We start from the raw sequence: 24,824 nt of genomic DNA, 5'->3' as shown, positions 1-24,824 counted from the left end.
CCTATTCCGGCATGGACATCGTGCGCAGGTCCAGCTGCCTCAGGACGCGGTCGGCCACTTCCGGGTCCGTTCCAAGCTCGTTTCGGGCAGCCACTACTTCCTGGCGCGCGGCGTCGAGGGCGATGGTCTGCACGGCGATGGACAGCTCCCGTCCGCGCTTCCGCTTTTCAGCAACGGACTCGTTCTGCAGGGTGCCGTCCAGCAACTCCGCATGGAGTCGGCGCATCTTTTCCTTGACCAGGGCCACCTTCTCTGCCGGAAGTTCCTTCATCAGGTCGTGGTCCTTCAACGCCGCCACTGCCGCAGACTGGGCGCGCTTGGCCAGGACTTTGGCAGCATCCTGTTCGTGCGAGCCGTCCTCTGTTGCCTTCAATACGCGCATGAGCCAGGGCAAGGTGAGGCCGGGAAGCACCAAAGTTGCCAGGAGGACGGCGCAGGCAATCACCAGGATCTCGTGCCGGGCAGGGAAATCGCTGCCATCAGGCAAGGTCAACGGAAGTGCCAACGCCAGCGCCAAGGTTGCAAGGCCACGCATGCCGCACCATGTAAGGATCAGCACTTCCTTGGGCGAGGTGGGCTGCAGCAGGTTCCTGCGCCTCCGGGCCGTCAAGGCAAGCAGACCAAGCCACAGGAACCGGACAACGAACACCAGGATGCAGATCACCACGGCCATGCCGATCATCCCGAAAATCGCAGTCCCCTCATCCCGGATGACGTGGCGGATCTCCAGTCCTACCAGGCCGAACGCCAAGCCGGTCGCCAGTAGCTCCACCACGTCCCAGAACGCGGTCCTGGTGACGCGTTCGGCGGCGTCCTGCGGCCGCGCATGGCGCTGCAATTCCAAAGCAGTCACGACGACGGCCACCACACCTGAGGCGTGCAGCTCTTCCGCGAGGATGTAGGCCGCGAAAGGTACCACCAGCGTGACAGCACTCCGGGCCACCATTGAGGTGACCAGCTTGGTGATGGCCTTGGTCAGCCAACCCATCGCGATGCCGATCACCACAGCCAGGGCGGCGCCAATAATGAACTGCGGGATGACTTCCGGTCCCACTTCGCTGCCCGAGACCGTGGCGGCAACGGCGGCCTGGAAGATCACGATGGCCGCCGCGTCGTTGAAGAGTCCTTCGCTCTGAAGGACCGTAATGAGCCTGCGTGGCATGTGGACACGTCCCGCTACTGACTCAACGGCAACAGGGTCCGGCGGGGCAACCATGGCTCCCAAGGCAATGGCTGCGGGGATTCCGATGCCTGGGATCATGAGCCACGCAGCACCGGCCACCACCGCGGTGGACACCACCACCAGTGCCACTGCCATCAGGAGGAGCGTCCGCCACCGCACCCTGAAGACCGCCCAGGAGCTCTTCTGTGCCGTGGCGAACAGCAGCGGCGGAAGGAAGATCGGCAGGATCAGTTCCGGCGAGATCTCAAACTCGGGGAATCCGGGTATGAAGGTGAGTGCAACAGCCAGGAGCAACATCAGGACCGGATACGGCAGCCGGAGCCGGTCTCCCAAACCCACGGCCACTACCGTCGCAAGCAGCAACCCGATGATGAGCGCCAACTGATCCATTTTCCTGCTTCCCCAGATGTTGTACGGTTCTTCCCCCGCCGAAGCCGAAAAAGTTCCCTACCAACATATCCCGGGCTAAAGGCAGTCCCGGGTCAGTCTTGCGTGAGGGCGTCCACGACGTCCTCTGCCCCATCCTTGAACGTGATGGTCCGGCGGATGGTCCCGGGCAGTTCCAGGACGGCTGCTGTGACCAGGGCAACGTTGGGCCTGGATGTCTGCGTGCCGATGCCGGGATTCTCCGGGTCGGTCTGGATCAAACCCGTGGCCGGCTCATCCGTGAGGGCTCCCGGGCCCAGGACGGTCCAGTCGAGGTCGGTAGCGCGCAGGTAGTCGTCGGCGGCGGCCTTGGACTCGGCATAGGCAAAGAACGGGTGCTCAGGGGGTACTCCGTGGTCTTTTGCGGCCCCAATGTAGGACACCATCACGTACCGGCCGACACCTGCTTGGACCGCGGCGTCCATGGATCGGATGGCGGCGTCCCGATCCACCGCATAGGTCCTGTCGGGACTACCACCACCGGCCCCGGCGGACCAGACCACGGCGTCGTGGCCCTTGAGCGCCTGGGCGAGTTCCGCCGTCGTCGAGTTTTCGACATCCAGTACCTCGGCAGTGGCGCCAGTGTCCGTGACATCTGCCACATGTTCGGGATTCCGGATGAAGGAGGTGACATCGTGACCTTCGCCACTGAGGATGCGGGACAGATGCAGGGCCACTTTCCCGTGGCCGCCAATGATTGCAATTCGGCTCATGGACCCATTCTGTCCCACGAAACGAAAAAAGACCCCGCAGGCGAAAGCTGCGGGGTCTTGCTCTGTAGCGGTGGGGAGGCTCGATCTCCCGACCTCACGATTATGAGTCGTGCGCTCTAACCAACTGAGCTACACCGCCACGAATGAGAAAAACCTGTGCCAAGCCGGTCAAAACCGCCTTGACACAGGCCCTCATTCAGAGCCCCCCACCGGAATCGATCCGGTGACCTCGTTCTTACCAAGAACGCGCTCTACCACTGAGCTAGGGGGGCAACGAGTAAATACTCTACCGGACGTTTTCAGAAGCTACAAATCGGCGAAACAACGCGGAAAAACGGCGCCGACACAATTTGCGAAGTCGCCGTTTTCCTGATCCAAATCCGGGTCAATCGAGCGTCAATATCAGGGCAGGCGAAGCACCTGTCCCGGGTAGATCTGGTCCGGGTTGGGAACAGTATCTGCGTTGGTCGCGATCAAAGCGCCGAGGTCCACCCCGAACTGGGCAGCGATGCCACTCATGGTGTCTCCCTGCTCCACCACAACCTCGGTGACCCGCGGGGCCACTGGTCCGGGCTGCCCGGACCCTGCTGCGGCTTCAGAGGCCGCCTCCTGGGCCTGCGGCTGGACTTCCGGGGCTTTGGGTTCCAGGCCCTCCTGTTCGGCCTCCAGGGCTGCTGCGGTGTCTGCGGCCGCCTGTTGCTGGGCGGCCTGCGCTGCAGCAGCCTCTGCGGCTGCTGTATCTGCAGCAGAAACCTCGACGGCGGCAGCATCCTCCACCGCTTGGCTTACGGCCGTTTGGGCTACTGGGTCCGCCGGCGCCGCCTCGGGCGTGGCGGGCGCAGCGTGCTCCCTGTGATCCTTTTCACCGTGCAGCAATTGATCACCACGCCCTTTGTCGCCAAGGCCCAGGTTCTTCTTCAAGTTATCCAGCAATCCCATGGAGCACCCTCCTGTGTCCTGCGGCCTGTCAGCCGGCACCTTGATGGTACGGCCGGGCACGGACACATGTAACCCCGTTAAACACATCAGAGGGCCGGCTTGAAAGCCGACCCTCTGATGGGAACTACTTAGTGTTTACCACCAGGCAGTGTTTACCACTTGCCCTTGCGGTTGAAATCGCGGTGTCCGCCTTCGCCGCCACTGCGGGGCTTGCGGGCGCCGTCACCGTGACCGCCGAAGCGGGACCCGCTGGCCTGGCCACGGTCGCGGTCGCCGAAGCTGCCTGCGGTGCGCTCGGAGCGGTCGCTGTAGGAGCGGCCACCACGGTCAGCGGAGGTACGCTCGCCGCCTTCGGACTTGCGGAAGTCCTTCTTGAAGCCGCCGTTGCCCTTGAAGTTGCCGCCACCACGGTTTTCGCGGTCGCCATAGCCACCACGTCCACCGGCGCCACCACCGGAGTAACTGCCGCGGTCGCCGCTGGGCTTGCGGCCGTTGTCCAGTTCGAGGTGGATCAGCTCGCCACCGATGCGGGTGCGGGACAGTGCGCGCAGCTGCTCGGGGCTGAGGTCTGCCGGGAGCTCCACGAGGGAGTGGTCCGAGCGGATGTCGATGCCGCCGATCTGTGCGGAGGAGATGCCACCTTCGTTGGCAATGGCGCCAACGATGGAACCCGGCATGACGCGCTGACGGCGTCCGACGGCGATCCGGTAGGTAGCGTTGCCCTCGGTGAGCGTACGGGTCGGGCCACGGGAACCGAAGCCGTCCTTGGAGCGCTCACGCTTCTGGTATTCAGGAGCTGCAGGCAGTTCCTTGACCAGCAGGGGCTGTCCACCCTGGGCCATGACGGCCAGGGCTGCAGCGATCTCGGAAGCCGGAACGTTGTGCTCTTCCTCGTAGGAGGAGATCAAGTCGCGGAACGCTGCAACATCCTCGGACGCGAGGGTCTCGGTGATGCGCTCGGCGAACTTGCCCAGGCGCAGCGTGTTCACGGTCTCAGCGGTGGGCAGGTGCATCTGCTCTACCGGCTGGCGGGTTGCCTTTTCGATGGAACGCAGCAGGTACTTCTCGCGCGGCGTCATGAACAGGATCGCGTCACCGCTGCGGCCGGCACGACCCGTGCGGCCGATGCGGTGCACGTAGGACTCGGTGTCATGCGGGATGTCGTAGTTGATGACGTGGCTGATGCGCTCCACGTCAAGGCCACGGGCAGCGACGTCGGTGGCCACGAGGATGTCGATGCGGCCTTCCTTCAGCGCGTCAACAGTGCGCTCGCGCTGCTGCTGCGGGATGTCGCCGTTGATGGCGGCAGCCTGGAAGCCGCGGGACTTCAGCTTGTCGGCGAGGTCCTCGGTAGCCATCTTGGTGCGCACGAAGGCGATAACGCCGTCGAACTCTTCAACCTCGAGGATGCGGGTCAGGGCGTCCAGCTTGTGCGGGCCCATGACCTGGAGGTAACGCTGCTTGGTGTTGGCACCGGTGGTGGTCTTGGACTTCACCGAGATTTCAGCAGGGTTGTTCAAGTACTGCTTGGACATGCGGCGGATCTGGCCCGGCATGGTGGCAGAGAACAACGCAACCTGGCGGGTCTCAGGAGTCTGCTGGAAGATCTGCTCAACGTCATCGGCAAAGCCCATGCGCAGCATCTCGTCAGCTTCGTCCAGTACCAGGTACTGGAGCTCGGAAAGGTCCAGTGAACCCTTGGCGATGTGGTCGATCACACGGCCGGGGGTACCGACAACAACCTGTGCACCGCGGCGCAGGCCGGCCAGCTGCGGGCCGTAAGCCGAGCCACCGTAAACAGGGAGGACCGTGAAGTCGTCAATGTGCTTGGCGTAGGAGGTGAAAGCCTCGGCAACCTGGAGGGCAAGTTCACGCGTCGGAGCCAGGACCAGTGCCTGGGTCTTGCGGGACGGGCCATTGAGGTCGTGCAGCTCAGCCAGGCGGGACAGGGCCGGGACAGCGAAGGCTGCGGTCTTGCCGGTACCGGTCTGGGCCAGGCCAACGACGTCGCGGCCTTCCAGAAGCAGCGGGATGGTGGCTGCCTGGATGGGGGACGGCTTTTCGTAGCCGACATCCTGCAAGGCGGCCAGAACGCGACCGTCGATGCCAAGATCGACGAAGCGGACGCCTTCTTCTTCCTCTTCTTCTGCCTTGGGGGCAGGAGCTTCGGTGAAGGCGGGAGCTGCAGACTCGGCTGCAGCATTCTCGACGGGGGCAGCGGCAGCAGCCGGTGCTTCAGCTTCGGCGGGCGCGGTGGTCTCCACTGCATCAGCGGACTCTACGGCCTGGGCGTCGAAGTTTTCGTTGAGATTTTCGGTCATAGGGGGAAATTCCTCATCCATAGGGCAGTCGGCGCGGCCCGGTTGGGCTTGGCCGCAGTACTCGTCGCGAAGGCAGGCAAAGTGCCCTGCTCCCGCAAGAAGTCCGGCGCTATCGCAATCCCATGGCAGGACTTCCCGCTGCATCTCTTGGCTGCTATCCCAGCAGTCTGTACAGCGTTTTCTTTAGCCGGCTCTCCCTATGAAAATGCCCGCACACAATTGCGGGCCCCAACACTTACCAGTCCTGCCTCAAGAATTGGGCAGGATAAAGGGATTTCCGGAGTGGGGGATATTTCAAGTGTAGGGCAAGGTGTGGCGTCACCGCGACTTAAGGCCCCCAAACGGCCGGTGAGCTTGTTCACACTCGGCTTCCACCCCGGCGCCAAGGCCATGAAAGGCCTTCAGAGGCCATGGCGGCGCAGGACCTTCTCGAACTTTGAGTGGTACTCGTCCTGCAGCCGGATTTCGCCGTCGGCCTCCGCGTCGAGCAGTACCTGGACGATGTCCGGCGTCGGTTCGTTGAACCACTGGCCCACCGTAATGCCGTGCTTCGGGACGAACGTGCGGTGAATGTGGTCTCCCGCCGAAATGGTCCCTGTCCTGATCACCCTGAGGTACGTCCCAACCCGGCCTTCCTCTGTGAAGCGCTTCACCCACTGCGGCTCCCCCAGCGCCCTTTGGAACGTGGCGCACGGAACACGGGGAGACGTGACCTCCACTTCCACGTCCAGGCCAATCTTCCATCGTTCGCCGATGACTGCGCCCGTGGTCTCGATTCCTGCCACGCGCAGGTTCTCACCGAAAAGACCCGCCGTCACCTCGCGTTGCAGCTCAGCTGACCAGAAGTCCGCGTCCGCCTGCGAGTAGGCGTACAGCGCTTGGTCTTCCCCGCCATGATCAAGCCGGCTCGCCTGCACATCCCCGTGAAGTCCCAGCTTATGGACCTTGACCGGGCCTTCGACGGGGCGCTTGTCAATGGCCGTCACTCCCACGCTGCCGGAATCGGGCAGCAACTGGTGGACACGGCAGACGGCAACAAGGGAGGCAGTGTTCATGGGACCAGTCTACGGACGGGCCGGGGAAGGTCTAAGGATCAAAACGGTAGCCCATCCCTGCTTCCGTGTGCAGGTGGCGCGGCTCCGCCGGATCCCGCTCCAGCTTCCGCCGCAGCTGTGCAATGTACACGCGAAGGTACTGGGTTTCCTTGGCATAGGCCTGCCCCCAGACCTGGGTGAGAATCTGCTGCTGGCTCACCAGCTTCCCCTTGTTCCGGACCAACAGTTCCAGGATGTTCCATTCCGTGGGCGTCAACCGGACTTCCGAGCCGTCCTTCACAATCTTCTTGCCGGCCAGGTCCACCATGAAGTCGGCAGTGGCAAGGGTAGGTTCCTCATGTTCTGTGACGACACGGCGGGAGGCGACCCGAAGCCGGGCAAGCAGCTCATCCAGACCGAAAGGCTTGGTCACATAGTCGTCCGCACCGGCGTCGAGCGCTTCGACTTTGTCTTCCGAGGCGTGCCGGGCGGACAGCACGATGATGGGCATGCTGCTCCAGCCGCGGATGCGACGGATGATCTCCACGCCGTCCATGTCCGGCAGCCCAAGGTCCAGGACCACGATCTCCACCGGCTGCTTGGCAGCGGCCTGGAGGGCCTCGGCCCCCGTGCCCACCGACAACGCCTGGTAGCCGTGGGCCTGAAGGGTGATCTGCATGGCGCGGGCAATCCGGGCCTCGTCCTCGACGATCAGAACCAGCGTCATTGCGCGTCACCTGTCCACAGCGGCAGGGTGACCACCATGGTCAGGCCGCCACCCGGCGTCGGCTCCGCGGCGAGCCTGCCGCCCATGGCCTCGCTGAACCCTTTAGCCACTGCCAGGCCCAGGCCGATGCCACCGCCGGAACCGGTTCCCCCCGCGGCGGCCTGTGACGGCGAATCACCGAAGCGTTGGAAAGGCTGGAACATGGTGAGCACTTCATCGTGGCCCATTCCCCTGCCGTGATCCACGATCCTCAATTCACTGGCGGGCCGGTCGCCCAAAGTGATGCCGGCGCCGGCCCGGGCAGTCAGGACCACATCCGAGTCGGGCGCGTACTTCACCGCGTTTTCAACGATGTTGGCCACCACGCGCTCCAGCATGCCGGCATCAGCCTGCACCGGAGGCAGGTTGGCCGGAAGTTCATTGCGGAGGTGCCTGGGCGGAATACCCCTCAGCGCCTGGGGCAGCACCTCGGCCCACACGATGCCGGTCAGCAGCGGATTAACTGCATCAGCCGTGATCCTGGACATGTCCAGGAGATTGTCCACCAAGTGATCCAGGCGGTCTGCGTACTCCTCAATCGTTTCCAGCAGTTCCCGCTCCACCTCCGGCGGGAAGCTCACGTCCTCCTGGCGCAGGCTGCTGACCGCCAGCTTGATACCGGCCAACGGCGTCCGCAGGTCATGCGACACCGCGCGCAATATGGATGTCCTCATCTTGTTGCCCTCGGACAGCCGTACATTGTCCCGGCGGCTCTTCACCAACTGCTGGCGTTCCCGCACTGCCACCACGAAGGCCCCGAATGCGGCCAGCAGCCGCTGGCGTTGAGGCGACAGCGGACCGCCGCGCAGCAACAGAGTGTAATGGGGATCGACGACGGCGGCATGGTCGGCGGCGGCGTGGGTCACCGGCGGATTGGGGCCGGCGCTCGCCAGCACCTGCCACGACGGAGCCGCACCCGGCATTGCCGGCCCACCCGGGCCCGCGGAGCCCAGCAAGGTCACCGCTTCCATGCCCAGATTGCTGCGGACCTTCTCAAGGAAAGTTTCCAGGCTGCCGTCGGAACTCAGGATTCTCAGGGCCAACTCGCTCAGGGCCGTGGCCTCGGCTCCGGACCGCGCTGCTTCCTGGGCGCGCCGGCTGGCAAGGCCGACTGCGAGCGCCACGCCGCAGGCCACTGCGAGGAAGACGACCAAGGTGAACAAGGTGGTGGGGTCGGCAATGGAGAGCGAGCCGACGGGATCTGCCGAGAAATAGTTAAGCAGGAAGCTTCCCAGCACGGCGGCTACCACCGCCGGCCACAAGCCGCCGATCGCGGCGACGGCAACTGCCACTGCCAGTTGCAGCAGCATGATGATCGCGAAGTTACGGAAATCGAGGACCGTCACCAGAAGTTCGACGGCGGGCGGCAGCAAAAGCGCAAGGACCAAACCGGTGACCACCCGGCGTTGGCCGATGCCGCGAACCGGCGGGAGCCGCAGCAACACGCCGTCATCGCCGTTACCGTGTGCCTCTGGTGCCGCCATGGCTACATCCTTACATGGTTGGCCCGCTGGGCAGTTCTCCCCATTTACGCCCGTCACCGGTGCCGGCGCCGCCTGCAAGGACTAGGCTTGCTCTGAGCATTCTGGTCCGGCGTGGCGCCGGACACTTCAACGGTCTATCCAGGGGGATATACATGGGCCCGAAAGACAGCCCTGACGCAGCCGGCAACGACGGCGGCAGCAGGGACAACAACGCCGACTTCGGAGCGGGCAACAATCCGCCCAAGCCCCCGCCTTGGCAGGTGCCCAAGCCCGAACTCCACCCCGAGCTGTTCACGCCTGTTGAAGGCGGCCAGGAGCCGGCGAAAAGTACAGGCAAGGGCAAGAAGCGCCCGGTGCCTGCCGGCGCATCCCTGGCCGGGAACGGCGCACCGCCGCCCGGACAACCCCTCCCCGTGGTGGACCCGTTCGCCAAAGAACGCGAGCGAGGAGCAGCTGAGGCAGCCAAAAAGAAGAAGCGTTCCCAGCGCCGCACCGTTGTGGTGGGCTTGGGCGTGACTGCCCTGCTGGCTGGAACCATCACCGCGATCGTGGCCAGCAATGAGCAGGAAGCGGACTACGCGCAGGTTTGTTTCAACGAGGAAACCGGCGAGCGCGTCGACGATAACGAGTGCAACAACAGCAGTTCGGCCGGCCGCAGCTCCGCGGTCTATGCCTGGTACTTCTACTCCCGGGGAGCCAGTGTGCCCGCGGTGGGGCAAAACCGCAGCTCCTACCCGAGCTACACCAAGAACGTACCTACGGGAGCAAAATCCTCTACCGGATACAGCACCAAAGGCGGCACTGTCAGCCGCGGCGGCTTCGGCAGCAGTTCCAAAAGCGGCGGAAGCTCGGGAGGCTAGGCGTGCGTCGACTGTCCTCCGTGCCCAGGCCGGACTGGAAGCAAAAGATCGAAGAACAGGGCCTGGTATTTTCCACCACCACCATGCCCGATGGCCGCAAAATCGAATACTGGAACGAGTCGGCGTACTACGAATTCACCATGGACGAGGTGGAAACCCTCGAGAAGACCGCCGAAGACATGCACATCATGTGCCTGGAGGCCGCGAAGTACCTGGCCACCGGAGCCATGGGCGATATCGGCATCGGGCAGCAAGCCTTGGAACTCGCCGGTGAGTCACTCTTGGCCGCGGACATGGACATTTACGGCCGCTTCGACTTCATCTACGACGGCAAGGGCGGCCCGGCCAAGATGCTGGAGTACAACGCCGACACCCCCACCGGGCTGATTGAAGCTTCTGTGGCCCAGTGGTTCTGGCTCCAGGACGTCTTCCCGGACAAGGACCAGTGGAACGGAATCCATGAAGCCCTGATCCGGCAGTGGAAGAAGCTGCAGTTCCGCACCGGCATGAGCACCCTGCACGTGGCCCACTCGGAGGCCGAGGAATCCGGCGAGGACTGGATGACGGCTGCCTACATGCGGGATGTCGCGAGCCAGGGTGGCTGGACCACCATCGGCATCAACATGTCCGACATCGGCTGGGACCCCAACCTGAACCGGTTCGTGGACCTGGACAACTTCATGATCAGCACCATGTTCAAGCTGTACCCGTGGGAGCTGATGATGAAGGAGCCCTTCGGGCACCGCCTCCTGCAGCGTGCCCACAACCCGCGCTGGGTTGAACCGGCGTGGAAGATGCTCCTGTCCAACAAAGCATTGCTGGCGGCATTGTGGCATCTCTACCCGGACCACCCGAACCTGTTGCCTGCATATCTCGGCGACCCGGGTCCCCTGAAGGAATGGGTTGCCAAGCCGCTGCACGGGCGCGAGGGCGACAACATCCGCATCCACGCCCCCGGCATCGAGATTCAGCAGCCCGGCGGCTACGGCCGTGAAGGCTGGTGCTTCCAGCAGTACCACTCACTCCCTGACTTCGACGGCAATCATCCCGTCCTGGGTCTCTGGGTGGTGGATGGCGAATCCGTCGGCTGTGGCATCCGCGAATCCGATGGCCCCATCACGGACTACTTCTGCCGCTTTGTTCCCAACACCATTGACTCCCCCGCGCCTGCCGCGCCCACCGCTACTTCCTACGGAGCCGCACTATGAGCACTGAAACCTCGACGCCGGGTGGCGGCCCAGCGGGCGGCGACCGTACCGCCGTCGTACCTCCCAAAGGCCTCCACGCCGGGATCCTGGACCTTGGCGACTCTGTCATGTTGGGCCTGGCATCCACCGCACCTGTCTATTCGTTGGCCGCGACGCTGGGGCTCATTGTTGCCGTCAATGGCAACTACACGCCGCTGATCCTGATCCTTGGCTTCATCCCGGTCCTGTTCATCGCCTACGCGTTCCGTGAACTCAACAGCGCAATGCCGGACTGCGGCACCACGTTCTTCTGGGCCCGCAAGACCTTCGGTCCCTGGGCCGGCTGGCTGGGCGGCTGGGGCGTGGCATTGGCAGGCATCGTGGTCCTGGCCAACCTGGCGCAAATTGCGGGCAAGTACCTTTGGCTGCTGATCGGCGATGGTTCCCTGGCTGAGAACACCTGGCTGGTGACGGCAACCGGCGTCCTGTTCATCGTGTTCATGACGTACGTGAACCACCGCGGCATCCGGCTGGGCGAGCACGTCCAGCGCACGTTGACTTACATCCAGTACATCTCGCTGGGCATCTTTGCTGTGGCGATCATCGTCCGGATCGCCGGCGGAGCGCCCGAAGGCCAGGCCTTCGACTTCGAATGGTTCAACCCTGCCGGTGCATTTGCCGATCCCGGCGCTGTGGTCCACGGGGTGCTGCTGGCGCTGTTCATTTACTGGGGCTGGGACACGTGCCTGGCGCTCAATGAAGAAACCGAGAACCCGGCCAAGACTCCCGGCCGTGGCGCCGTCATCTCAGCCTCCGTCCTGGTGGCGATCTACGTTTCCGTTGCGCTGCTGGTGATGATGTACGCCACGATCGGTACCGACGGAATCGGCCTGGGCAACGAAGCCAACCAGGACGACGTCTTCCTGGCCATGAAGGACGTTGTGTTGGGTCCTTGGGGCTGGCTGATCATCGTGGCTGTGCTGGCATCGGTCCTGTCATCTACGCAAACCACCATCCTGCCCACGGCACGCGGGACACTGTCCATGGGAGTGCACGGCGCGCTGCCACCACGCTTCGGCAAGGTGCACGAGAGGTTCATGACCCCAGGCTTCTCCACGCAGGTCATGGGTGCCGTGGCCGTTGTGTACTACGTGGCCATGAGCTTCCTCAGCGAAAACCTGCTGTCCGACTCCATCAGCGCCATCAGTTTGTTCATCGCGTTCTACTACGCCTTGACCGGGTTCTCCTGCGTCTGGTTCTTCCGCTCCACGCTCCGGGACTCCGCCCGGAACCTGTGGTTCCGTGGCATCCTGCCGTTCCTGGGTGCGCTGTCCCTGACGGCGGCGTTCTTCATCTCGGCCGTCCAGATGTGGGACCCGGCCTACGGGGACACTCAGATCTTCGGCATCGGCGGGGCTTTTGTCAGTGGCGTGCTGCTGCTGGCCCTGGGCGTTGTGCTGGCTGTGGTGTGCCGCTTCGCGCCGTCAACCCGTGGCTACTTCACTGGTGAGCGCGCCGAGGTTGGAGTGGTGCGCGGCGAGTAGGCTGCGCTCCGCAGCCCTAGCGTTGCCTCAAGGCCCATCGACGGAGGCGGGCAGGCACGTCCACGTCACGGATGGAGTTGCGCCGGAAGGCGGCGAGCCAGCAAATCAGGATTGCCACGGCGCAGAACACGCCCGCGCTGGACGCCATGATCCAGAGCCCGGGTGTCTGGACGTTGAGGTCAGCGGACCCCAGCGCCAGGCCGATGGTCTTGGGCGAATAGAAGAACACCAGCGTCGATACCGCGAGGACTGCGCCCATCACTAACCGCTGGACCCTGTATCGGGCAGGCGTTTCCTTGATGGTCCATGCAAATGCCGGCAGGACCACGGCCATCCAGACCCAGTGGTGGGACCATGAGACCGGGCTGATGAGCAACATGGCAAGTGCCGTCGTCGAAATTGCAGCCACGCGTGCGCCTTGGGCGCTGGCGGCCCTGATGAGCAAAGCAGCCAGGACAATGGTAGCCACGCTCAAAGCAAGCCAAGGCAAGGTCACAGCATCGTGTGGAACGCCGAAGTGCAGCAGGGCGCCCTTGATGGAGAGGTTGTCGACGTACCCCGCGCCGCCAATCCGTGACGTGTCGGGGAGGATCTCCAACCAGAACTGCAGGGATTCTGCGGGCCGCAGCAGCCAGCCGAGCAGCACTGTGCCGGCGAAACCAATGGACATGTTCGCCAGACCACGCCAGTCCTTGCGCATCAGGAAGTACAGGCCGAACACCAGCGGCGTCAGCTTGATGCCGGCGGCCACACCTACCAGGAAGCCGCTGCCCCGGAAGCCGCGCCGCTTGGAGAAACCGCCCAGCAGGTCGATGACCATCAGGCCCATGAGCAGGATGTTAATCTGCCCGAACGCCAGGGTTTCGCGCCACGGCCCCAGGAAAAGGACGGCAAGGAACAGTGCGGCCGCTATCCAGCAGGCCTTGGTGGAAGACAGTGCACTACGCAGATCAGGCTTGGACGACCAGTACCTGACGATCGTGACTGCTACCCAGGCGGCCAGGGCCACGCCGGCAACGTTGAACAGCGTGAGCGCCGAAGATTGGGGCAACCGCGCCAGCAACCCGAACACAAGGGCTGCGAAGGGCGGGTAGGTAAACGGGAGGTGCGGCCCGCCGGCAGAAGCGACGCTGGGACCATAGAGGTCCGAAGGCGAGCCGCCTGCCTGGTTCAGGATGCTCCCGCCGAACCAGTAGACGCTGAAGTCCAGGCCCTGCTTGGCCCAGTCCGCGAGCATCATCCAGACGGGAAAAACCACCACGGCCAGCGGCAGTAAGCGAAGCAATACCGAGGATCGTGATGGTTCTTTGCGCGGTGTTCCGGCATCCGCCGTGGTCCGTAAATCGACGTCAGGCAGTGCCATACAAATTCCCCCAAGTTAACCGAACAGCAAAGGGGGAAGTGTGCGACCCCCGCACCCATACTACTGAGGCACTCCCCCGGCCCGCCTGCCATGTGCGACGGCACACATGCCAGCGGCCATAAGATGCTGGAATGAGCGATTCAACGACGAACACCTCCGACGTCCTGGCCCTCGACTCGCTGCTGACCGCGGACGAAGTGGCCCTCCGCGACAGGGTCCGCGACTACACCGCCCAGCGGATCCGGCCAAACATCGCCCGCTGGTACGAGGACGCAGTTTTCCCGCGGGAGATCGCTCCCGAGTTGGGCGAGCTCGGCGTCCTGGGTATGCACTTGGAGGGTTATGGCTGTCCCGGCCGGACCGCCGTCGAATATGGTCTGGCAGCGATGGAACTGGAGGCCGGCGACTCCGGGATCCGAACCTTCGTTTCCGTGCAGGGCTCACTCGCCATGACAGCTATCCATAAGTGGGGCTCGGAGGCGCAGAAGCAGCAGTGGCTACCGCGCATGGCGGCCGGTGAGCTGATTGGATGCTTTGCATTGACCGAGCCAACGGCGGGTTCGGATCCGTCGTCCATGACGACATTTGCCCGCGAGACCCCCCACGGCTGGGTGCTGGACGGTGCCAAGCGGTGGATCGGGCTCGCGTCGATTGCTGACGTCATGGTGGTGTGGGCCAACACTGAGGATGGTATTCGCGGATTCCTTGTCCCTGCAGGTTCTTCAGGGGTTACCGCCACGGCTATTGAGCCGAAGCTCTCCATGCGCGCCTCGATTCAGTGCGATGTAACGTTCGACGACGTGCGGCTGGGTCCTGAAGCAATCCTCCCTGGTGCCATGGGACTTCGGGGACCATTCTCCTGCCTGAACGAGGCGCGCTACGGTATCGCGTGGGGTGCCATGGGCGCCGCGCGCGACTCCTACGAAGCTGCGTTGGAATACGCAGGCAACCGCCTCCAGTTCGGCCGACCATTGGCCGGCTACCAACTGACGCAGGAGAAACTGGTGAACATGTTGGTGGAAATCCAGAAGGGCACCATGCTGGCACTGCACCTGGGCCGTTTGAAGGACGCCGGTCATCTTCAGCCCCAGCAGATTTCCCTGGGCAAGCTGAACAACGTCCGCGAGGCCATCAAGATCGCCCGGGAAGCCCGGACCATCCTCGGCGGGAACGGCGTCACCCTCGACTACTCACCCCTGCGGCATGCCAACAACCTCGAATCCGTGCGGACCTATGAGGGCACGGACGAGGTCCACACCCTGATCCTGGGCCAGCACATCACGGGCATCGGGGCGTTCCGCGGCTAACTCACCCAACTAAGTCAGGCCTCGGGGAGGACCACCAGCTTGAAGTAGCCGCGCAGGCCCTTCACCACGTCCACCTCGTCGGGGGCCAGCAGCCATTGGGTCTGGAGTCCGTCCCACAAGGCAACCAGGGACATCGCTGCCTCGTCCGGATCCACGCCGGGCAGCAGCCTGCCCTCGGAGGCGAGCTCGGCAAAGCGACGGGAATAGCTCCTCCGCAAGCGTTCATAACGCTCCGTGAAGTACTCCCGCCCGGGGTGCCCATCAGTAACGGACTCGGCACAGAGCACTGTGTAGAGCTCAATCACGCCCGGAATGTCCTCATTGAAAAGGGCAGTCCGGATCACGGAGTCAACCAGACCTTCCTCCATGTCATCCGGGAAGGAACCGCCGGTGATTTCATCGCGCCGCTTCAAGACCGCCATCAACAGGTCGCTCTTGGACGGGAAGTAGTGCAGCAGGCTGGTCTGGCTCAGGCCTACGCGATCGGCAACTTCCTGCAGCGATCCGCCCCGGTAACCACGGGCAGCAAACACCGCATGGGCAGCGTCCAGGATGGTCCGGCGCCGTTCCTCGGATTTCGCGTAAGGGCCGCGCCTCGCTGCGCGGCCCACGTCCTTTGTGGTCATGGCTAGCCAGTGTACATGCGTGTTACAGCCGCGAAAATGAAATTCGAGTGACTACTCGAATTTTCTGTTACCGTGGTCACACTTGCCGCAGTTGGAACCCACGAATCCGCGCGCCGGCACAGTCAACCTGACACGAAGAGGTGAAGGCTCATGACCCGTTTCACGCGAAGACAACTCCTGGGCGCAGGCCTGGGCACAGCAGCCATGGGCCTGCTGACCGGGTGCGCTACTCCAGGAACCCAGTCCGTCAACGCTGCACCAACCATCCCCGCAGCCGGCGAGCCTGTGCGGCTCACCTACTGGGCTTGGCTCAAGGATTTCCAGAACGTTGCCGACATCTGGAATGCCGCCAACCCGAACATCCAGGTAGACGTGGTGTGGATTCCGGGCGGCAACGCAGGCGGATACCAAAAGCTCTACTCGGCCCTCGCTGCAGGCGGAGGACCGGACCTGGCCCAGGTTGAACTGCGCTCCATTCCCGAGTTCATGCTGGTCAACGGGCTGGTGGATCTCTCCCGTTATGGTGCCGACCAGCACGCGCACCTCTACGACCCCACTCTGTGGCAGCAGGTCAGCTACACAGGCGGAATCTACGGCATCCCCCAGGACTCCGGGCCAATGGGCATGTTCTACCAGCCCGCCATCATGGACAAGGTGGGCGCAAGCACCCCGAAAACCTGGGACGAGTGGGCCGGTGTTGCCGCAGAACTCAGGGCCGTTGACACCTACCTGGACTGCTTTCCCATCAGCGACGCCTCGCCCTTCGCCTCGTTCGCCGCGCAGGCTGGCGCTGCTTGGTTCCGTCCCGACGAGGACGGCTGGGTCATCAACATGACCGACGACGCCACGCTCAACACCGCGCGTTTCTTCGACAAAGCGATCGACGACGATCTCGTCACCACCGCGTACGGCGCCTTTACGCCGGGCTGGTTCGCGGCCGCCGGCAAGGGCGGCATTGCTTCGACCATTACCGGCAGCTGGGGCGATGCCCTGGTTCAGGGCGTCAGCGGCTCCGAGGGAAAATGGCGGGTTGCGCCCATGCCCACGTGGGGCGATACCGGGTTCGGTTCCACCTACCTCGGAGGTTCCACGGCTGCAGTCCTCGCGAACAGCAAGCACCCCAAGGAAGCACTGGAATTTGCTGTGTGGCTGACCACGTCCAAGGAAGGAATCGACGCCGAAATCAAGAACAGCGGCATCGGCTGGTCCCCCAATCCCGACTTCATCGGATCGGACCGCCAACAACCGTCGGCGTTCTTCGGTGGTCAGCGATACAACGAGGAAGTCTTCGTCCCGGCCACGCGGCAGCAAAACCCTGACTGGTCCTGGTGGCCAGTGACGCAGCAGTCCTTCAACATCCTCAGCGACGGTTTCCGCAAGAAGGCATTCGGGACCTCGTTGGTGGACTCCATTGCGGCCTCCGAACAGCAGATCATCACCGTTTTCAAGAACAAGGGCCTCACCATTCGGAAGGAAACGGCATGACGACTACCCGCACTGCACCCGCTGTCCAGCGTCCCGCTACAGCGGCCCGCCGTGGCAAACGCACAGGTGCTGCCGCACGCGCGCCCTGGCTCCTGCTGGCACCGTTCCTGGGGCTCTTCATCCTCACGTTCCTGCTCCCTATTGTTGTGGCCGTCCTGTCCAGCTTCACGAAAGTGACCCGGAGCGGGCTCTTTGGCGAGGCAGGCGTGACCAGCGAGTTCGCCGGTTTCAGCAACTACGCCCAAGCATTGGCAGACGGCAGCTTCGTGGCGTCCATCGGCCGGATGCTGCTGTTCGGCATCGTCCAGGTACCCGTCATGATCGTCCTGTGCACGGTGTTGGCACTCATGTTGGAATCGGCCTCGGCAAAGTGGCCGGGTTTTTTCCGGGCCGCCTATTTCCTCCCTTACGGTGTGCCCGGTGTCATCGCCACCATCCTGTGGTCCTTCCTGTATGTGCCCGGACTCAGCCCACTGTTTGACGCAGCCAAGATCGTAGGCCTGACGCCCGATTTCCTGGGTGCCAACAGCGTGCTGTGGTCCATCGCCAACATCGTCACGTGGAGCTACACGGGCTACAACATGCTGATCATCGTGGCGCAGCTCAAAGCCATCCCGGTGGAACTCTACGAAGCCGCCAAGGTAGACGGTGCCTCTACGTGGCGCGTGGCCCGCAGCATCCAACTCCCCCTGATCCGCCCGGCACTCATGCTCACCACGGTGTTCTCCATCATCGGAACCCTGCAGCTCTTCGCCGAGGCCCAGGTCCTCAAGACCGTGGCGCCCGCCATCGACAGCCAGTACACGCCCAACCTCAGCGCCTACACCACGGCCTTCGCCTACAACGACTACAACGTCGCAGCAGCCCAGTCGGTCATCATCGCCGTGGCCGCGTTCGCCCTGTCCTTCGCCTTCCTCGCACTCACGAACAGGAAGTCCTCATGACCGTCACAGCCACGAAGCCAACCACCGCCCCGGTACGCAGCAAGCCTTCGGCCGGCCCGGACCGCTCAGCCGGACGACGGCGGTCCTCCACCATCATCGTCACCGCACTTTTGGTAGTGGTGGCCCTGTACTTCCTGATTCCCGTGTACTGGGTCTTCGTTGCCTCCACCAAGTCCACGGAGGACCTCTTCTCCACCAACGGCTTTTGGTTCGCGCCGACGTTCTCCTTGTGGGAAAACATCGGCCGGGTCATCAGTTACGACAACGGCATCTTCGGCCGCTGGTTCCTGAACTCCGCGATCTATGCCGGTGTTGGTGCGCTCCTGGCCACGTACTTCGCTGCCGCTGGAGGCTACGCGCTGGCCAAGTACGAGTTCCGTGGCCGGAATCTGGTATTCGGGACCATCCTGGGTGGTGTGCTGGTTCCCGGCACGGCCACGGCGTTGCCCCTCTTCCTGCTGTTCAGCCAGATGGGCCTGGCCAACACGTACTGGAGCGTCCTGTTGCCATCGCTGGTCTCGCCGTTCGGCCTGTTCCTGTGCAGGATCTACGCGCAGGCCACCGTGGACACCTCGCTGATCGAGGCCGCCAGGATCGATGGCGCCGGAGAACTCCGTATCTTCCACACCATTGGGCTCAAGGTGCTGACTCCGGCACTGGTCACCGTGTTCCTGTTCCAGCTGGTGGGTATCTGGAACAACTACTTCCTGCCGCTGGTCATGCTCTCCGATTCAGAGCTCTACCCCATCACTTTGGGCCTGAATAACTGGCTGAGCCAGGTTGACCGCTTGCCCGAATTCTATGAACTGACCACCGGTGGAGTGTTGCTCTCCATCATTCCGCTCAGCATCGCCATGGTTGTCCTGCAGCGCTTCTGGCGCGGTGGACTGACTGAAGGAGCCGTTAAGTAATGACCGACGCCAGCTACATCACAGATCGCGGACCGGGATCCGGGAAGCGCCTCCCTGCCCGCTCCTGGCTGCACACCGATGCACCAACCATTTCCCTGAATGGACAGTGGCGCTTCCGGCTCCTCCCGGGCGCTCCCGGCACACCGGGTGGCCGCGGCGTCCTTCCTTCCGGAGAGACAATCGAGGGCGTCGCCGACCAAGAATTGGACGATTCCGACTGGGACCAGATCCCGGTTCCAGCGCACTGGGTCCTCGAGGGTGAGGGGCGCTACGGACGGCCCATCTACACCAACGTACAGTTCCCGTTCCCGACTGATGCGCCCCATGTTCCGGATGAGAACCCCACCGGTGACTACCGGCGGACCTTTGACGTGCCGGAAAAATGGAGTGGCACCGGGAAGACAGTCCTGCGTTTCGACGGCGTCGAATCCCGCTACAAAGTGTGGCTCAACGGCGTCGAGATCGGTGTTGGCACGGGCAGCCGGTTGGCCCAGGAATTCGACGTCACCGAGGCAATCCGCCCAGGACACAATGTGATTGCGGTCCGCGTCCACCAGTGGTCCGCCTCCAGCTACGTCGAGGACCAGGACCAATGGTGGATGCCGGGCATCTTTCGGGACGTCACGCTCCAAGTACGTCCGGAAAAGGGCATCGACGACGTCTGGCTGAGGACGTCCTTCACCAACGGCGCGGGCATCATCGACCCCGAATTCACGGCCGATGCAGCCGCCTACCCCATCCGGTTGTCCGTCCCCGAGCTGGACGTCGACGTCGTTTGGTCCTCCCCTGCCGACGTCGCCCCGGTGGCGATCACCGCCGTCGAACCCTGGTCTGCGGAGGTTCCGCGGCTGTACGCGGCAACCGTGGCGGGCAAGGGCGAGACCATCTCGCTGCGCCTGGGATTCCGCACCGTGGAGATCAAGGGTGACCAGTTCCTTGTGAACGGCCGGCGCGTGGTGTTCCACGGTGTGAACCGCCATGAGACCCATCCGGACCGAGGCAGGGTCTTCGATGAGGACTTCGCCCGGGCCGACCTCGCGCTCATGAAGCAGTTCAACGTCAACGCCATCCGCACCAGCCACTACCCGCCGCACCCGCGTCTGCTGGACATCGCGGATGAGATGGGATTCTGGGTGATCCTCGAATGCGACCTCGAGACCCACGGTTTCGAACGGCACGGTTGGGTGGGCAATCCCAGCGACGACCCCGCCTGGCGCGAAGCATATGTGGACCGGATGGAACGGACGATGGAGCGGGACAAGAACCACCCGTCCATCGTCATGTGGTCCCTCGGCAACGAGTCCGGCACGGGTTCCAACCTGGCTGCCATGTCCGCGTGGGCCCACGCCCGTGACACCGGCCGCCCGGTCCACTACGAAGGCGATTACACCGGCGCTTACACGGATGTGTACTCGCGTATGTACTCCTCCGTTCCTGAGACTGAGGCGATTGGCCGCGACGATTCCGGCTCACTCTTGCTGGGCTGCTCCGCGGCAGAGTCCGCACGGCAGCGCAGCAAACCGTTCATCCTGTGCGAATACGTTCATGCCATGGGCAACGGCCCGGGCGCGATCGACCAGTACGAGGACCTGGTGGACCGCTTCCCGCGGCTGCATGGCGGCTTCGTCTGGGAATGGCGTGACCACGGCATCCGGACCACCACCGCCGATGGCACGGAGTTTTACGCCTACGGCGGCGACTTCGGCGAGGTAGTCCACGACGGCAACTTCGTGATGGACGGCATGGTCCTGTCGGACTCCACGCCGAGCCCCGGGCTCTTTGAGTACAAGCAGATTGTCGCTCCCCTGCGCCTGGACTTCAGTGCGGACACCCACGACGGCGGCACGCGCCGCTTCATCTCCGTCGCCAACCTTCGGCACACGGCCGATGCGTCCGACGTCATGCTGCGCTGGCGCACCGAAGTGGACGGCCTTTTGCACGTCTCGGGCGAGCTTGACGTCGTCACCTCCGCCGGCCATCCACTCGCCGCCGGTGAGAAAACCCTGATCGAACTGCCGGAGTTCGCAGGCGTCTCATCCGGTGAGTACTGGCTCACGGTGGAGGCCGTCCTCTGCAAGGACACTGCGTGGGCCGATGCCGGGCATGTGATTTCCGCGGCGCAGCTCGAACTGACAGAAACCCGTCGCGGCGTGACGGGACCCCGTCCGCTGGCATCATCCGAACGTGCGGCTGACATTGCGGAGGGCACCATTTCGCTGGGCCCCGCCGTCTTCGAGGACGGCCGGTTGGTCTCGCTTGCCGGGCTTTCGGTATCCGGACCTCGGCTGGAGTTGTGGCGGGCACCCACGGACAACGACGCCGGGGCAGGCCGCGGCAGCTACGACCTCGCCGATCCTCGGCTCAACAGCGGCAACGGAACTCCTGCCCCGTCAATGGAGTCAGTGTGGCGTGCTGCCGGCCTGGATCGGATCACCGCCCGGGTTGAGAAGGTTTCCGCCGACGAAACCGGCGTTGTGGTCCACACCCGCTACGCCGCAGCGGACGCCGCACGTTGGGTCTCTGTGGAGGAGAACTGGCAACTGTCCGAGGGTGAGTTGTGGCTTCGTGTGGAGATTGTTCCCAGCACCGGCTGGGACATCATCTGGCCACGCATCGGCATCCGATTCGATCTGCCGGGCTCCGTGGACGGAGCTTCATGGTTCGGCGCCGGGCCCCGTGAATCGTACCCGGACAGCATGCACGCGACGCTGGTGGGCCGGTACTCGGCAGGCATCGACGAGCTCATGGTGCCCTACGCCAAACCGCAGGAAACGGGACACCGGAGTGATGTCCGGTCGCTGGATCTGCAGGAGGCAGGTACTCCTTGGCTGAAACTCGACGCGGCCGCTGACTCCCGTGGCCGTCTGCCTGGCTTCACTCTTACCCGGCACACGGCACAGGAAATCTCAGCTGCAGGCCACCCGCATGAGTTGCCGGCGAGCCAAGGCAGTTACCTGTACCTCGACGCTGCCCAGCATGGCCTCGGATCCAGGGCGTGCGGACCGGATGTGTGGCCGGATCATGCACTGCGCCCGGAGGCCCGGACGCTGACGTTCCGGATCACCGAAGCGGGCTAGTTGTACTCCCCTTGTGGGGCCTGCTCTGCGTGCTTTCGGGCACAAATAGCTCGAAGAGCGCGCAGAGCGGGCCCCGCAACCGGCTTCAGGCAACGTCTCATCAGGCGACCGCGACCGGTTCCTTCTTCGCGGCGTCCTTACGAATGGTGGCGCTGATGACTGCGGCTACCGTGCACATGGCAGCCGCCCCAAGCCAGGCGTAGTTGTAGTGCCCGGTGGCGTCGCGAATGAAGCCGGCGGCGAGTGCGGCTGCTGCGGCGCCGAGTTGGTGGGCAGCAAACACCCAGCCGAACACCACGGAGCCGTCCGCGCCGAACACTGAGCGGCAGATCGCCGCAGTCGGAGGCACAGTGGCAACCCAGTCGAGCCCGTAAACCACCACGAAGATGATCATGCTCGGCTCCACGGATGAGCCCAGCAGCAACGGCAGGACCAGCAGCCCAATCCCACGGAATTGGTAGTACACGGCCAGCAGGATCTTGGGGTTGAAGCGGTCGGTCAGCCAACCGGATGCGATGGTCCCCACGATGTCGAAGATTCCGACGACGGCCAGCAAGCCCGCTGCCGTGGTTTCGGGCATTCCGTGATCGTGGGCCGACGGTATGAAGTGTGTGCCGATAAGCCCGTTGGTGGTGGCTCCACAGATCGCGAAACCCGCAGCAAGCGCCCAGAACGTCCGGACCTTGGCCGCCCGTTTGAGGACCTGCAAGGCACGGATTGCGGCATTGGCGGAGTCCTTCGGAGCGAAAGTTCCGGGCGACGCAACCGCAGCGGTCGTTTCTCCTATCGGCTGTGTCGTAGTTCCGGCGTCGGCGGCTTTCAGCTGAGGTGCCTCGGCACCGTACGGCAAGACCCCGACGTCGGCGGGTGAGTTCCGTAGCCAGCGCAGCACCAGCGGGACAACCGCGAGCGCACCCGCGGCGATAAGCAAGGAGGCACCGCGCCAGCCCGGGTTCTGGGCCAGGGCGGCAATGAAGGGAAGGAACACCAGCTGCCCGGCGGCACTGCCGGCCGTAAGTATCCCGATCACCAGCCCACGGCTCTTGGCGAACCAGGTGTTGGCGATGGTCGCCGCGAAAACCAGGGCCATGGAGCCCGTGCCGAGTCCAATCAGGAGCCCCCAGGTAAGGAGGATCTGCCAGGACTGGTTCACGAAGACAGTAAGGGCCGAGCCGAGGCCGATGAGGCACAGCGCCAGCGAGGTAACCTTGCGGATGCCGAAGCGTTCCATCAGGGCTGCCGCGAAGGGCGCCGTCAAGCCGAAGAGGACAAGGTTGATACTGACGGCCAGCGACAACACCGTGGTGGACCAGCCGAACTCCTGCTGCAGCGGAACCATCAGCACACCGGGCGCTGCACGGAAGCCGGCTGCTCCCACGAGGGCAAGGAACGCCACTGCGGCGACAATCCAGGCAGGGTGGAGGCGGCGGCGCTTGCCCGTGGGAGTTCCCGTCGTTCCGGGCGGGGTTCCTGTGACATCGGGAGCGGTCATGCGGAGATCTCCGTTTCGGAGGTGCGGGTTTCAGGAGTGCGGATTTGCTTGGGTGCGACAGCCAGGCGCATCGGATGGTCGCTGCGTTTGAGGCTGTGCCAACTGGTGTTTGCCGCGGTGAGGCGGGTGCCGCAATGCGTGCAGGTGTCTGCCGAGGACGTGGCCTGTCCGCAGTCTGTGTGGATGACCTTCATATGGGACACCTCGCTGGGTGCATCCAGGTGCTTTTCGGCCCAGATGATGATGGCGTTGAGGACAGGCAGCGCGTCCTCGCCCTTGGGCGTGAGGATGTACTCCTGCCGGGTGCGGCTGCCGTCCTGGTAGGGGCGTTGGGCCAGGAGGCCGGACTCGAGCAACCACCCCAGCCGCTTGCTGAGGACGTTGTCCGCAACCTCGAGTCGCTGCTTGATGGCCTCGTACCGGCCGTTGCCGAAGAAGATTTCACGCAGGACCAGGCTCCCCCAGGGATCGCCAAGGACGTCGAGCCCACGGGCAAGGCTGCACGTACGGGCGGACCAGTCGGAACGAAGAGGCATGAGGTCAAACTAGCTGACTTTTCTAAAGAAAGCTAGGTTGTTGCTCCTTTCTGGCCTTGTTTGACGCCGGGGGGACGCCACATCCAAGTAGTGCCCCGGAAAAAGACGAGTAGCCCCACAAGGTTCACATCGGCCGGGGAGTTCCTACAATCGAAAGTGTCTGGGGATTTCTGAATATCCGTTCCGGCTTTTACAGCGGATCCACTCCCGCTTGGAGTTCCCATGACTCTGCAGGGCGATCCAGAACCACAGAACGCTCCAACCGAATCACGCAGCCGTTTCCGGCGCTCAACGCCGGGTACCTTCAAAGCCGCCGTGCTGGCCGGTGCGTTGGTTGCCGCCATTGCCATGACGCCACCCCTGCCCGACCAAGCCCGCGGCAGTTCAGGGACCTCGGCGGCATCCGTTGCCCTCGACTTCGACCCGATCCAGCGACAGGTGGCACCCGCCGTCGTGAGTCCGCGCGCCGAACCAGCAGTACCGGCGGACACGACGCCGGCGCCTGCAGAGGAGGCGACCGCAGCCGAAGCGACGTCGGCCGAGCCGCCGGCTGAGCCGCCACCCGCCGTCGTGGTTCCGCCTTCCGCCCCGGTTCCGCCCGTGGAGGCAGCCCCGCAGCCCCCGGC

19 protein-coding genes, 2 tRNA genes and 1 pseudogene are annotated in these 24,824 nt (G+C 64.0%); 9 read left to right on the top strand and 13 right to left on the bottom strand.

The annotated features are described in order from the left end of the window. Position 1: 1 nt before the first annotated feature. The 9 genes from GVL04_RS17305 to GVL04_RS17265 all read right to left on the bottom strand — a co-directional run bounded on the left by GVL04_RS17305 (position 2) and on the right by GVL04_RS17265 (position 8,866). Entirely contained in the window at positions 2 to 1,573 is a 1,572-nt protein-coding gene (locus tag GVL04_RS17305; RefSeq protein WP_159706846.1) for a Na+/H+ antiporter, read from the bottom strand. A 92-nt stretch (positions 1,574 to 1,665) separates the two neighbouring features. Then, positions 1,666 to 2,322, bottom strand: a complete 657-nt coding sequence (locus tag GVL04_RS17300; RefSeq protein ID WP_159706844.1) for an NAD(P)-binding oxidoreductase — start codon at positions 2,320 to 2,322, stop codon at positions 1,666 to 1,668. 65 nt (positions 2,323 to 2,387) lie between these two features. Beyond that, positions 2,388 to 2,461, bottom strand: a tRNA-Met gene (locus GVL04_RS17295). A gap of 61 nt (positions 2,462 to 2,522) precedes the next feature. Continuing rightward, positions 2,523 to 2,594 (bottom strand) — tRNA-Thr (locus GVL04_RS17290). A gap of 130 nt (positions 2,595 to 2,724) precedes the next feature. Next, a complete protein-coding gene (locus GVL04_RS17285) occupies positions 2,725 to 3,261 on the bottom strand; it encodes a LysM domain-containing protein (RefSeq protein WP_159706842.1) in 537 nt (178 codons plus the stop codon). Positions 3,262 to 3,413: 152 nt separating this feature from the next. Continuing rightward, positions 3,414 to 5,582, bottom strand: a complete 2,169-nt coding sequence (locus GVL04_RS17280) for a DEAD/DEAH box helicase (protein WP_159706840.1) — start codon at positions 5,580 to 5,582, stop codon at positions 3,414 to 3,416. A gap of 401 nt (positions 5,583 to 5,983) precedes the next feature. Next, a complete protein-coding gene (locus GVL04_RS17275) occupies positions 5,984 to 6,637 on the bottom strand; it encodes an MOSC domain-containing protein (RefSeq protein ID WP_159706838.1) in 654 nt (217 codons plus the stop codon). A 31-nt stretch (positions 6,638 to 6,668) separates the two neighbouring features. Then, the gene (locus GVL04_RS17270; RefSeq protein WP_159706836.1) at positions 6,669 to 7,343 is read right to left on the bottom strand and encodes a response regulator; all 675 of its coding nucleotides are present in this window, start codon (positions 7,341 to 7,343) and stop codon (positions 6,669 to 6,671) included. Further along, on the bottom strand, positions 7,340 to 8,866 hold the full coding sequence (locus GVL04_RS17265) for an ATP-binding protein (RefSeq protein WP_159706834.1): 1,527 nt from the start codon (positions 8,864 to 8,866) through the stop codon (positions 7,340 to 7,342). The genes GVL04_RS17270 and GVL04_RS17265 overlap by 4 nt, the downstream gene beginning before the upstream one ends. Positions 8,867 to 9,018: 152 nt before the next feature. Here GVL04_RS17265 and GVL04_RS17260 point away from each other — a divergent pair, with 152 nt between their 5' ends. From GVL04_RS17260 to GVL04_RS17250, 3 genes are read left to right on the top strand one after another with little or no spacing between them, the layout of a single operon-like run. Continuing rightward, positions 9,019 to 9,726, top strand: a complete 708-nt coding sequence (locus GVL04_RS17260; protein WP_159706832.1) for a Tat pathway signal protein — start codon at positions 9,019 to 9,021, stop codon at positions 9,724 to 9,726. Between the two features lie 2 nt (positions 9,727 to 9,728). Then, positions 9,729 to 10,934 carry a glutathionylspermidine synthase family protein gene (locus tag GVL04_RS17255; protein ID WP_159706830.1) on the top strand — a complete coding sequence of 402 codons (1,206 nt, stop codon included), beginning with the start codon at positions 9,729 to 9,731 and terminating at the stop codon, positions 10,932 to 10,934. Then, positions 10,931 to 12,457, top strand: coding sequence for an APC family permease (locus tag GVL04_RS17250; RefSeq protein ID WP_159706828.1), 1,527 nt, complete (start codon positions 10,931 to 10,933; stop codon positions 12,455 to 12,457). Before GVL04_RS17255 ends, GVL04_RS17250 begins: the two co-directional genes overlap by 4 nt. A 16-nt stretch (positions 12,458 to 12,473) precedes the next feature. On the opposite strand, the gene GVL04_RS17245 is transcribed toward GVL04_RS17250, so the two are convergent. Further along, positions 12,474 to 13,820: a glycosyltransferase 87 family protein gene (locus GVL04_RS17245; protein ID WP_159706826.1), complete on the bottom strand. Its 1,347-nt coding sequence runs from the start codon at positions 13,818 to 13,820 to the stop codon at positions 12,474 to 12,476. 131 nt (positions 13,821 to 13,951) lie between these two features. On the opposite strand from GVL04_RS17245, the gene GVL04_RS17240 reads away from it, so the two are divergent. Continuing rightward, positions 13,952 to 15,127, top strand: a complete 1,176-nt coding sequence (locus GVL04_RS17240; RefSeq protein WP_159706824.1) for an acyl-CoA dehydrogenase family protein — start codon at positions 13,952 to 13,954, stop codon at positions 15,125 to 15,127. A 14-nt stretch (positions 15,128 to 15,141) separates the two neighbouring features. Here the strand turns inward: GVL04_RS17240 and GVL04_RS17235 are convergent, their stop codons facing one another. Then, entirely contained in the window at positions 15,142 to 15,753 is a 612-nt protein-coding gene (locus tag GVL04_RS17235) for a TetR/AcrR family transcriptional regulator (protein ID WP_200846886.1), read from the bottom strand. Between the two features lie 150 nt (positions 15,754 to 15,903). Between GVL04_RS17235 and GVL04_RS17230 the strand changes: the two genes are divergently transcribed. From GVL04_RS17230 to GVL04_RS17215, 4 genes are read left to right on the top strand one after another with little or no spacing between them, the layout of a single operon-like run. After that, on the top strand, positions 15,904 to 17,238 hold the full coding sequence (locus tag GVL04_RS17230; RefSeq protein ID WP_159706822.1) for an ABC transporter substrate-binding protein: 1,335 nt from the start codon (positions 15,904 to 15,906) through the stop codon (positions 17,236 to 17,238). Next, positions 17,235 to 18,182 carry a carbohydrate ABC transporter permease gene (locus GVL04_RS17225; protein ID WP_159706820.1) on the top strand — a complete coding sequence of 316 codons (948 nt, stop codon included), beginning with the start codon at positions 17,235 to 17,237 and terminating at the stop codon, positions 18,180 to 18,182. The genes GVL04_RS17230 and GVL04_RS17225 overlap by 4 nt, the downstream gene beginning before the upstream one ends. Further along, the gene (locus tag GVL04_RS17220; protein ID WP_159706818.1) at positions 18,179 to 19,093 is read left to right on the top strand and encodes a carbohydrate ABC transporter permease; all 915 of its coding nucleotides are present in this window, start codon (positions 18,179 to 18,181) and stop codon (positions 19,091 to 19,093) included. The genes GVL04_RS17225 and GVL04_RS17220 overlap by 4 nt, the downstream gene beginning before the upstream one ends. Then, positions 19,093 to 22,170 carry a glycoside hydrolase family 2 TIM barrel-domain containing protein gene (locus GVL04_RS17215; protein ID WP_159706816.1) on the top strand — a complete coding sequence of 1,026 codons (3,078 nt, stop codon included), beginning with the start codon at positions 19,093 to 19,095 and terminating at the stop codon, positions 22,168 to 22,170. Before GVL04_RS17220 ends, GVL04_RS17215 begins: the two co-directional genes overlap by 1 nt. Positions 22,171 to 22,270: 100 nt before the next feature. Here GVL04_RS17215 and GVL04_RS17210 read toward each other — a convergent pair whose 3' ends face one another. Then, complete coding sequence (locus GVL04_RS17210; RefSeq protein WP_159706814.1) at positions 22,271 to 23,662, bottom strand: MFS transporter; 1,392 nt, start codon at positions 23,660 to 23,662, stop codon at positions 22,271 to 22,273. Further along, positions 23,659 to 24,198 (bottom strand): helix-turn-helix domain-containing protein, encoded by a 540-nt coding sequence (locus GVL04_RS17205; protein ID WP_159706812.1) that lies wholly within the window; start codon positions 24,196 to 24,198, stop codon positions 23,659 to 23,661. The genes GVL04_RS17210 and GVL04_RS17205 overlap by 4 nt, the downstream gene beginning before the upstream one ends. A 222-nt stretch (positions 24,199 to 24,420) precedes the next feature. On the opposite strand from GVL04_RS17205, the pseudogene GVL04_RS17200 reads away from it, so the two are divergent. Continuing rightward, positions 24,421 to 24,824 (top strand): annotated as a pseudogene (locus GVL04_RS17200) (hypothetical protein); the annotation flags it as partial.

The sequence above is a fragment of the Arthrobacter sp. 18067 genome (assembly GCF_902706295.1).
Lineage (GTDB): Bacteria > Actinomycetota > Actinomycetes > Actinomycetales > Micrococcaceae > Arthrobacter.
Note: the sequence above shows the minus strand (reverse complement) of the source record. Positions and strands in the feature narration are given on the sequence as shown.

Bases quoted from the DNA above. Each gene is read 5' to 3' on its own strand.
- GVL04_RS17305 (WP_159706846.1), bottom strand. From the start codon at position 1,573: ATGGATCAGTTGGCGCTCATCATCGGGTTGCTGCTTGCGACGGTAGTG.
- GVL04_RS17220 (WP_159706818.1), top strand. From the start codon at position 18,179: ATGACCGTCACAGCCACGAAGCCAACCACCGCCCCGGTACGCAGCAAG.
- GVL04_RS17245 (WP_159706826.1), bottom strand. From the start codon at position 13,820: ATGGCACTGCCTGACGTCGATTTACGGACCACGGCGGATGCCGGAACA.
- GVL04_RS17285 (WP_159706842.1), bottom strand. From the start codon at position 3,261: ATGGGATTGCTGGATAACTTGAAGAAGAACCTGGGCCTTGGCGACAAA.
- GVL04_RS17215 (WP_159706816.1), top strand. From the start codon at position 19,093: ATGACCGACGCCAGCTACATCACAGATCGCGGACCGGGATCCGGGAAG.
- GVL04_RS17275 (WP_159706838.1), bottom strand. From the start codon at position 6,637: ATGAACACTGCCTCCCTTGTTGCCGTCTGCCGTGTCCACCAGTTGCTG.
- GVL04_RS17235 (WP_200846886.1), bottom strand. From the start codon at position 15,753: ATGACCACAAAGGACGTGGGCCGCGCAGCGAGGCGCGGCCCTTACGCG.
- GVL04_RS17300 (WP_159706844.1), bottom strand. From the start codon at position 2,322: ATGAGCCGAATTGCAATCATTGGCGGCCACGGGAAAGTGGCCCTGCAT.
- GVL04_RS17250 (WP_159706828.1), top strand. From the start codon at position 10,931: ATGAGCACTGAAACCTCGACGCCGGGTGGCGGCCCAGCGGGCGGCGAC.
- GVL04_RS17270 (WP_159706836.1), bottom strand. From the start codon at position 7,343: ATGACGCTGGTTCTGATCGTCGAGGACGAGGCCCGGATTGCCCGCGCC.
- GVL04_RS17240 (WP_159706824.1), top strand. From the start codon at position 13,952: ATGAGCGATTCAACGACGAACACCTCCGACGTCCTGGCCCTCGACTCG.
- GVL04_RS17260 (WP_159706832.1), top strand. From the start codon at position 9,019: ATGGGCCCGAAAGACAGCCCTGACGCAGCCGGCAACGACGGCGGCAGC.
- GVL04_RS17225 (WP_159706820.1), top strand. From the start codon at position 17,235: ATGACGACTACCCGCACTGCACCCGCTGTCCAGCGTCCCGCTACAGCG.
- GVL04_RS17230 (WP_159706822.1), top strand. From the start codon at position 15,904: ATGACCCGTTTCACGCGAAGACAACTCCTGGGCGCAGGCCTGGGCACA.
- GVL04_RS17265 (WP_159706834.1), bottom strand. From the start codon at position 8,866: ATGGCGGCACCAGAGGCACACGGTAACGGCGATGACGGCGTGTTGCTG.
- GVL04_RS17205 (WP_159706812.1), bottom strand. From the start codon at position 24,198: ATGCCTCTTCGTTCCGACTGGTCCGCCCGTACGTGCAGCCTTGCCCGT.
- GVL04_RS17210 (WP_159706814.1), bottom strand. From the start codon at position 23,662: ATGACCGCTCCCGATGTCACAGGAACCCCGCCCGGAACGACGGGAACT.
- GVL04_RS17280 (WP_159706840.1), bottom strand. From the start codon at position 5,582: ATGACCGAAAATCTCAACGAAAACTTCGACGCCCAGGCCGTAGAGTCC.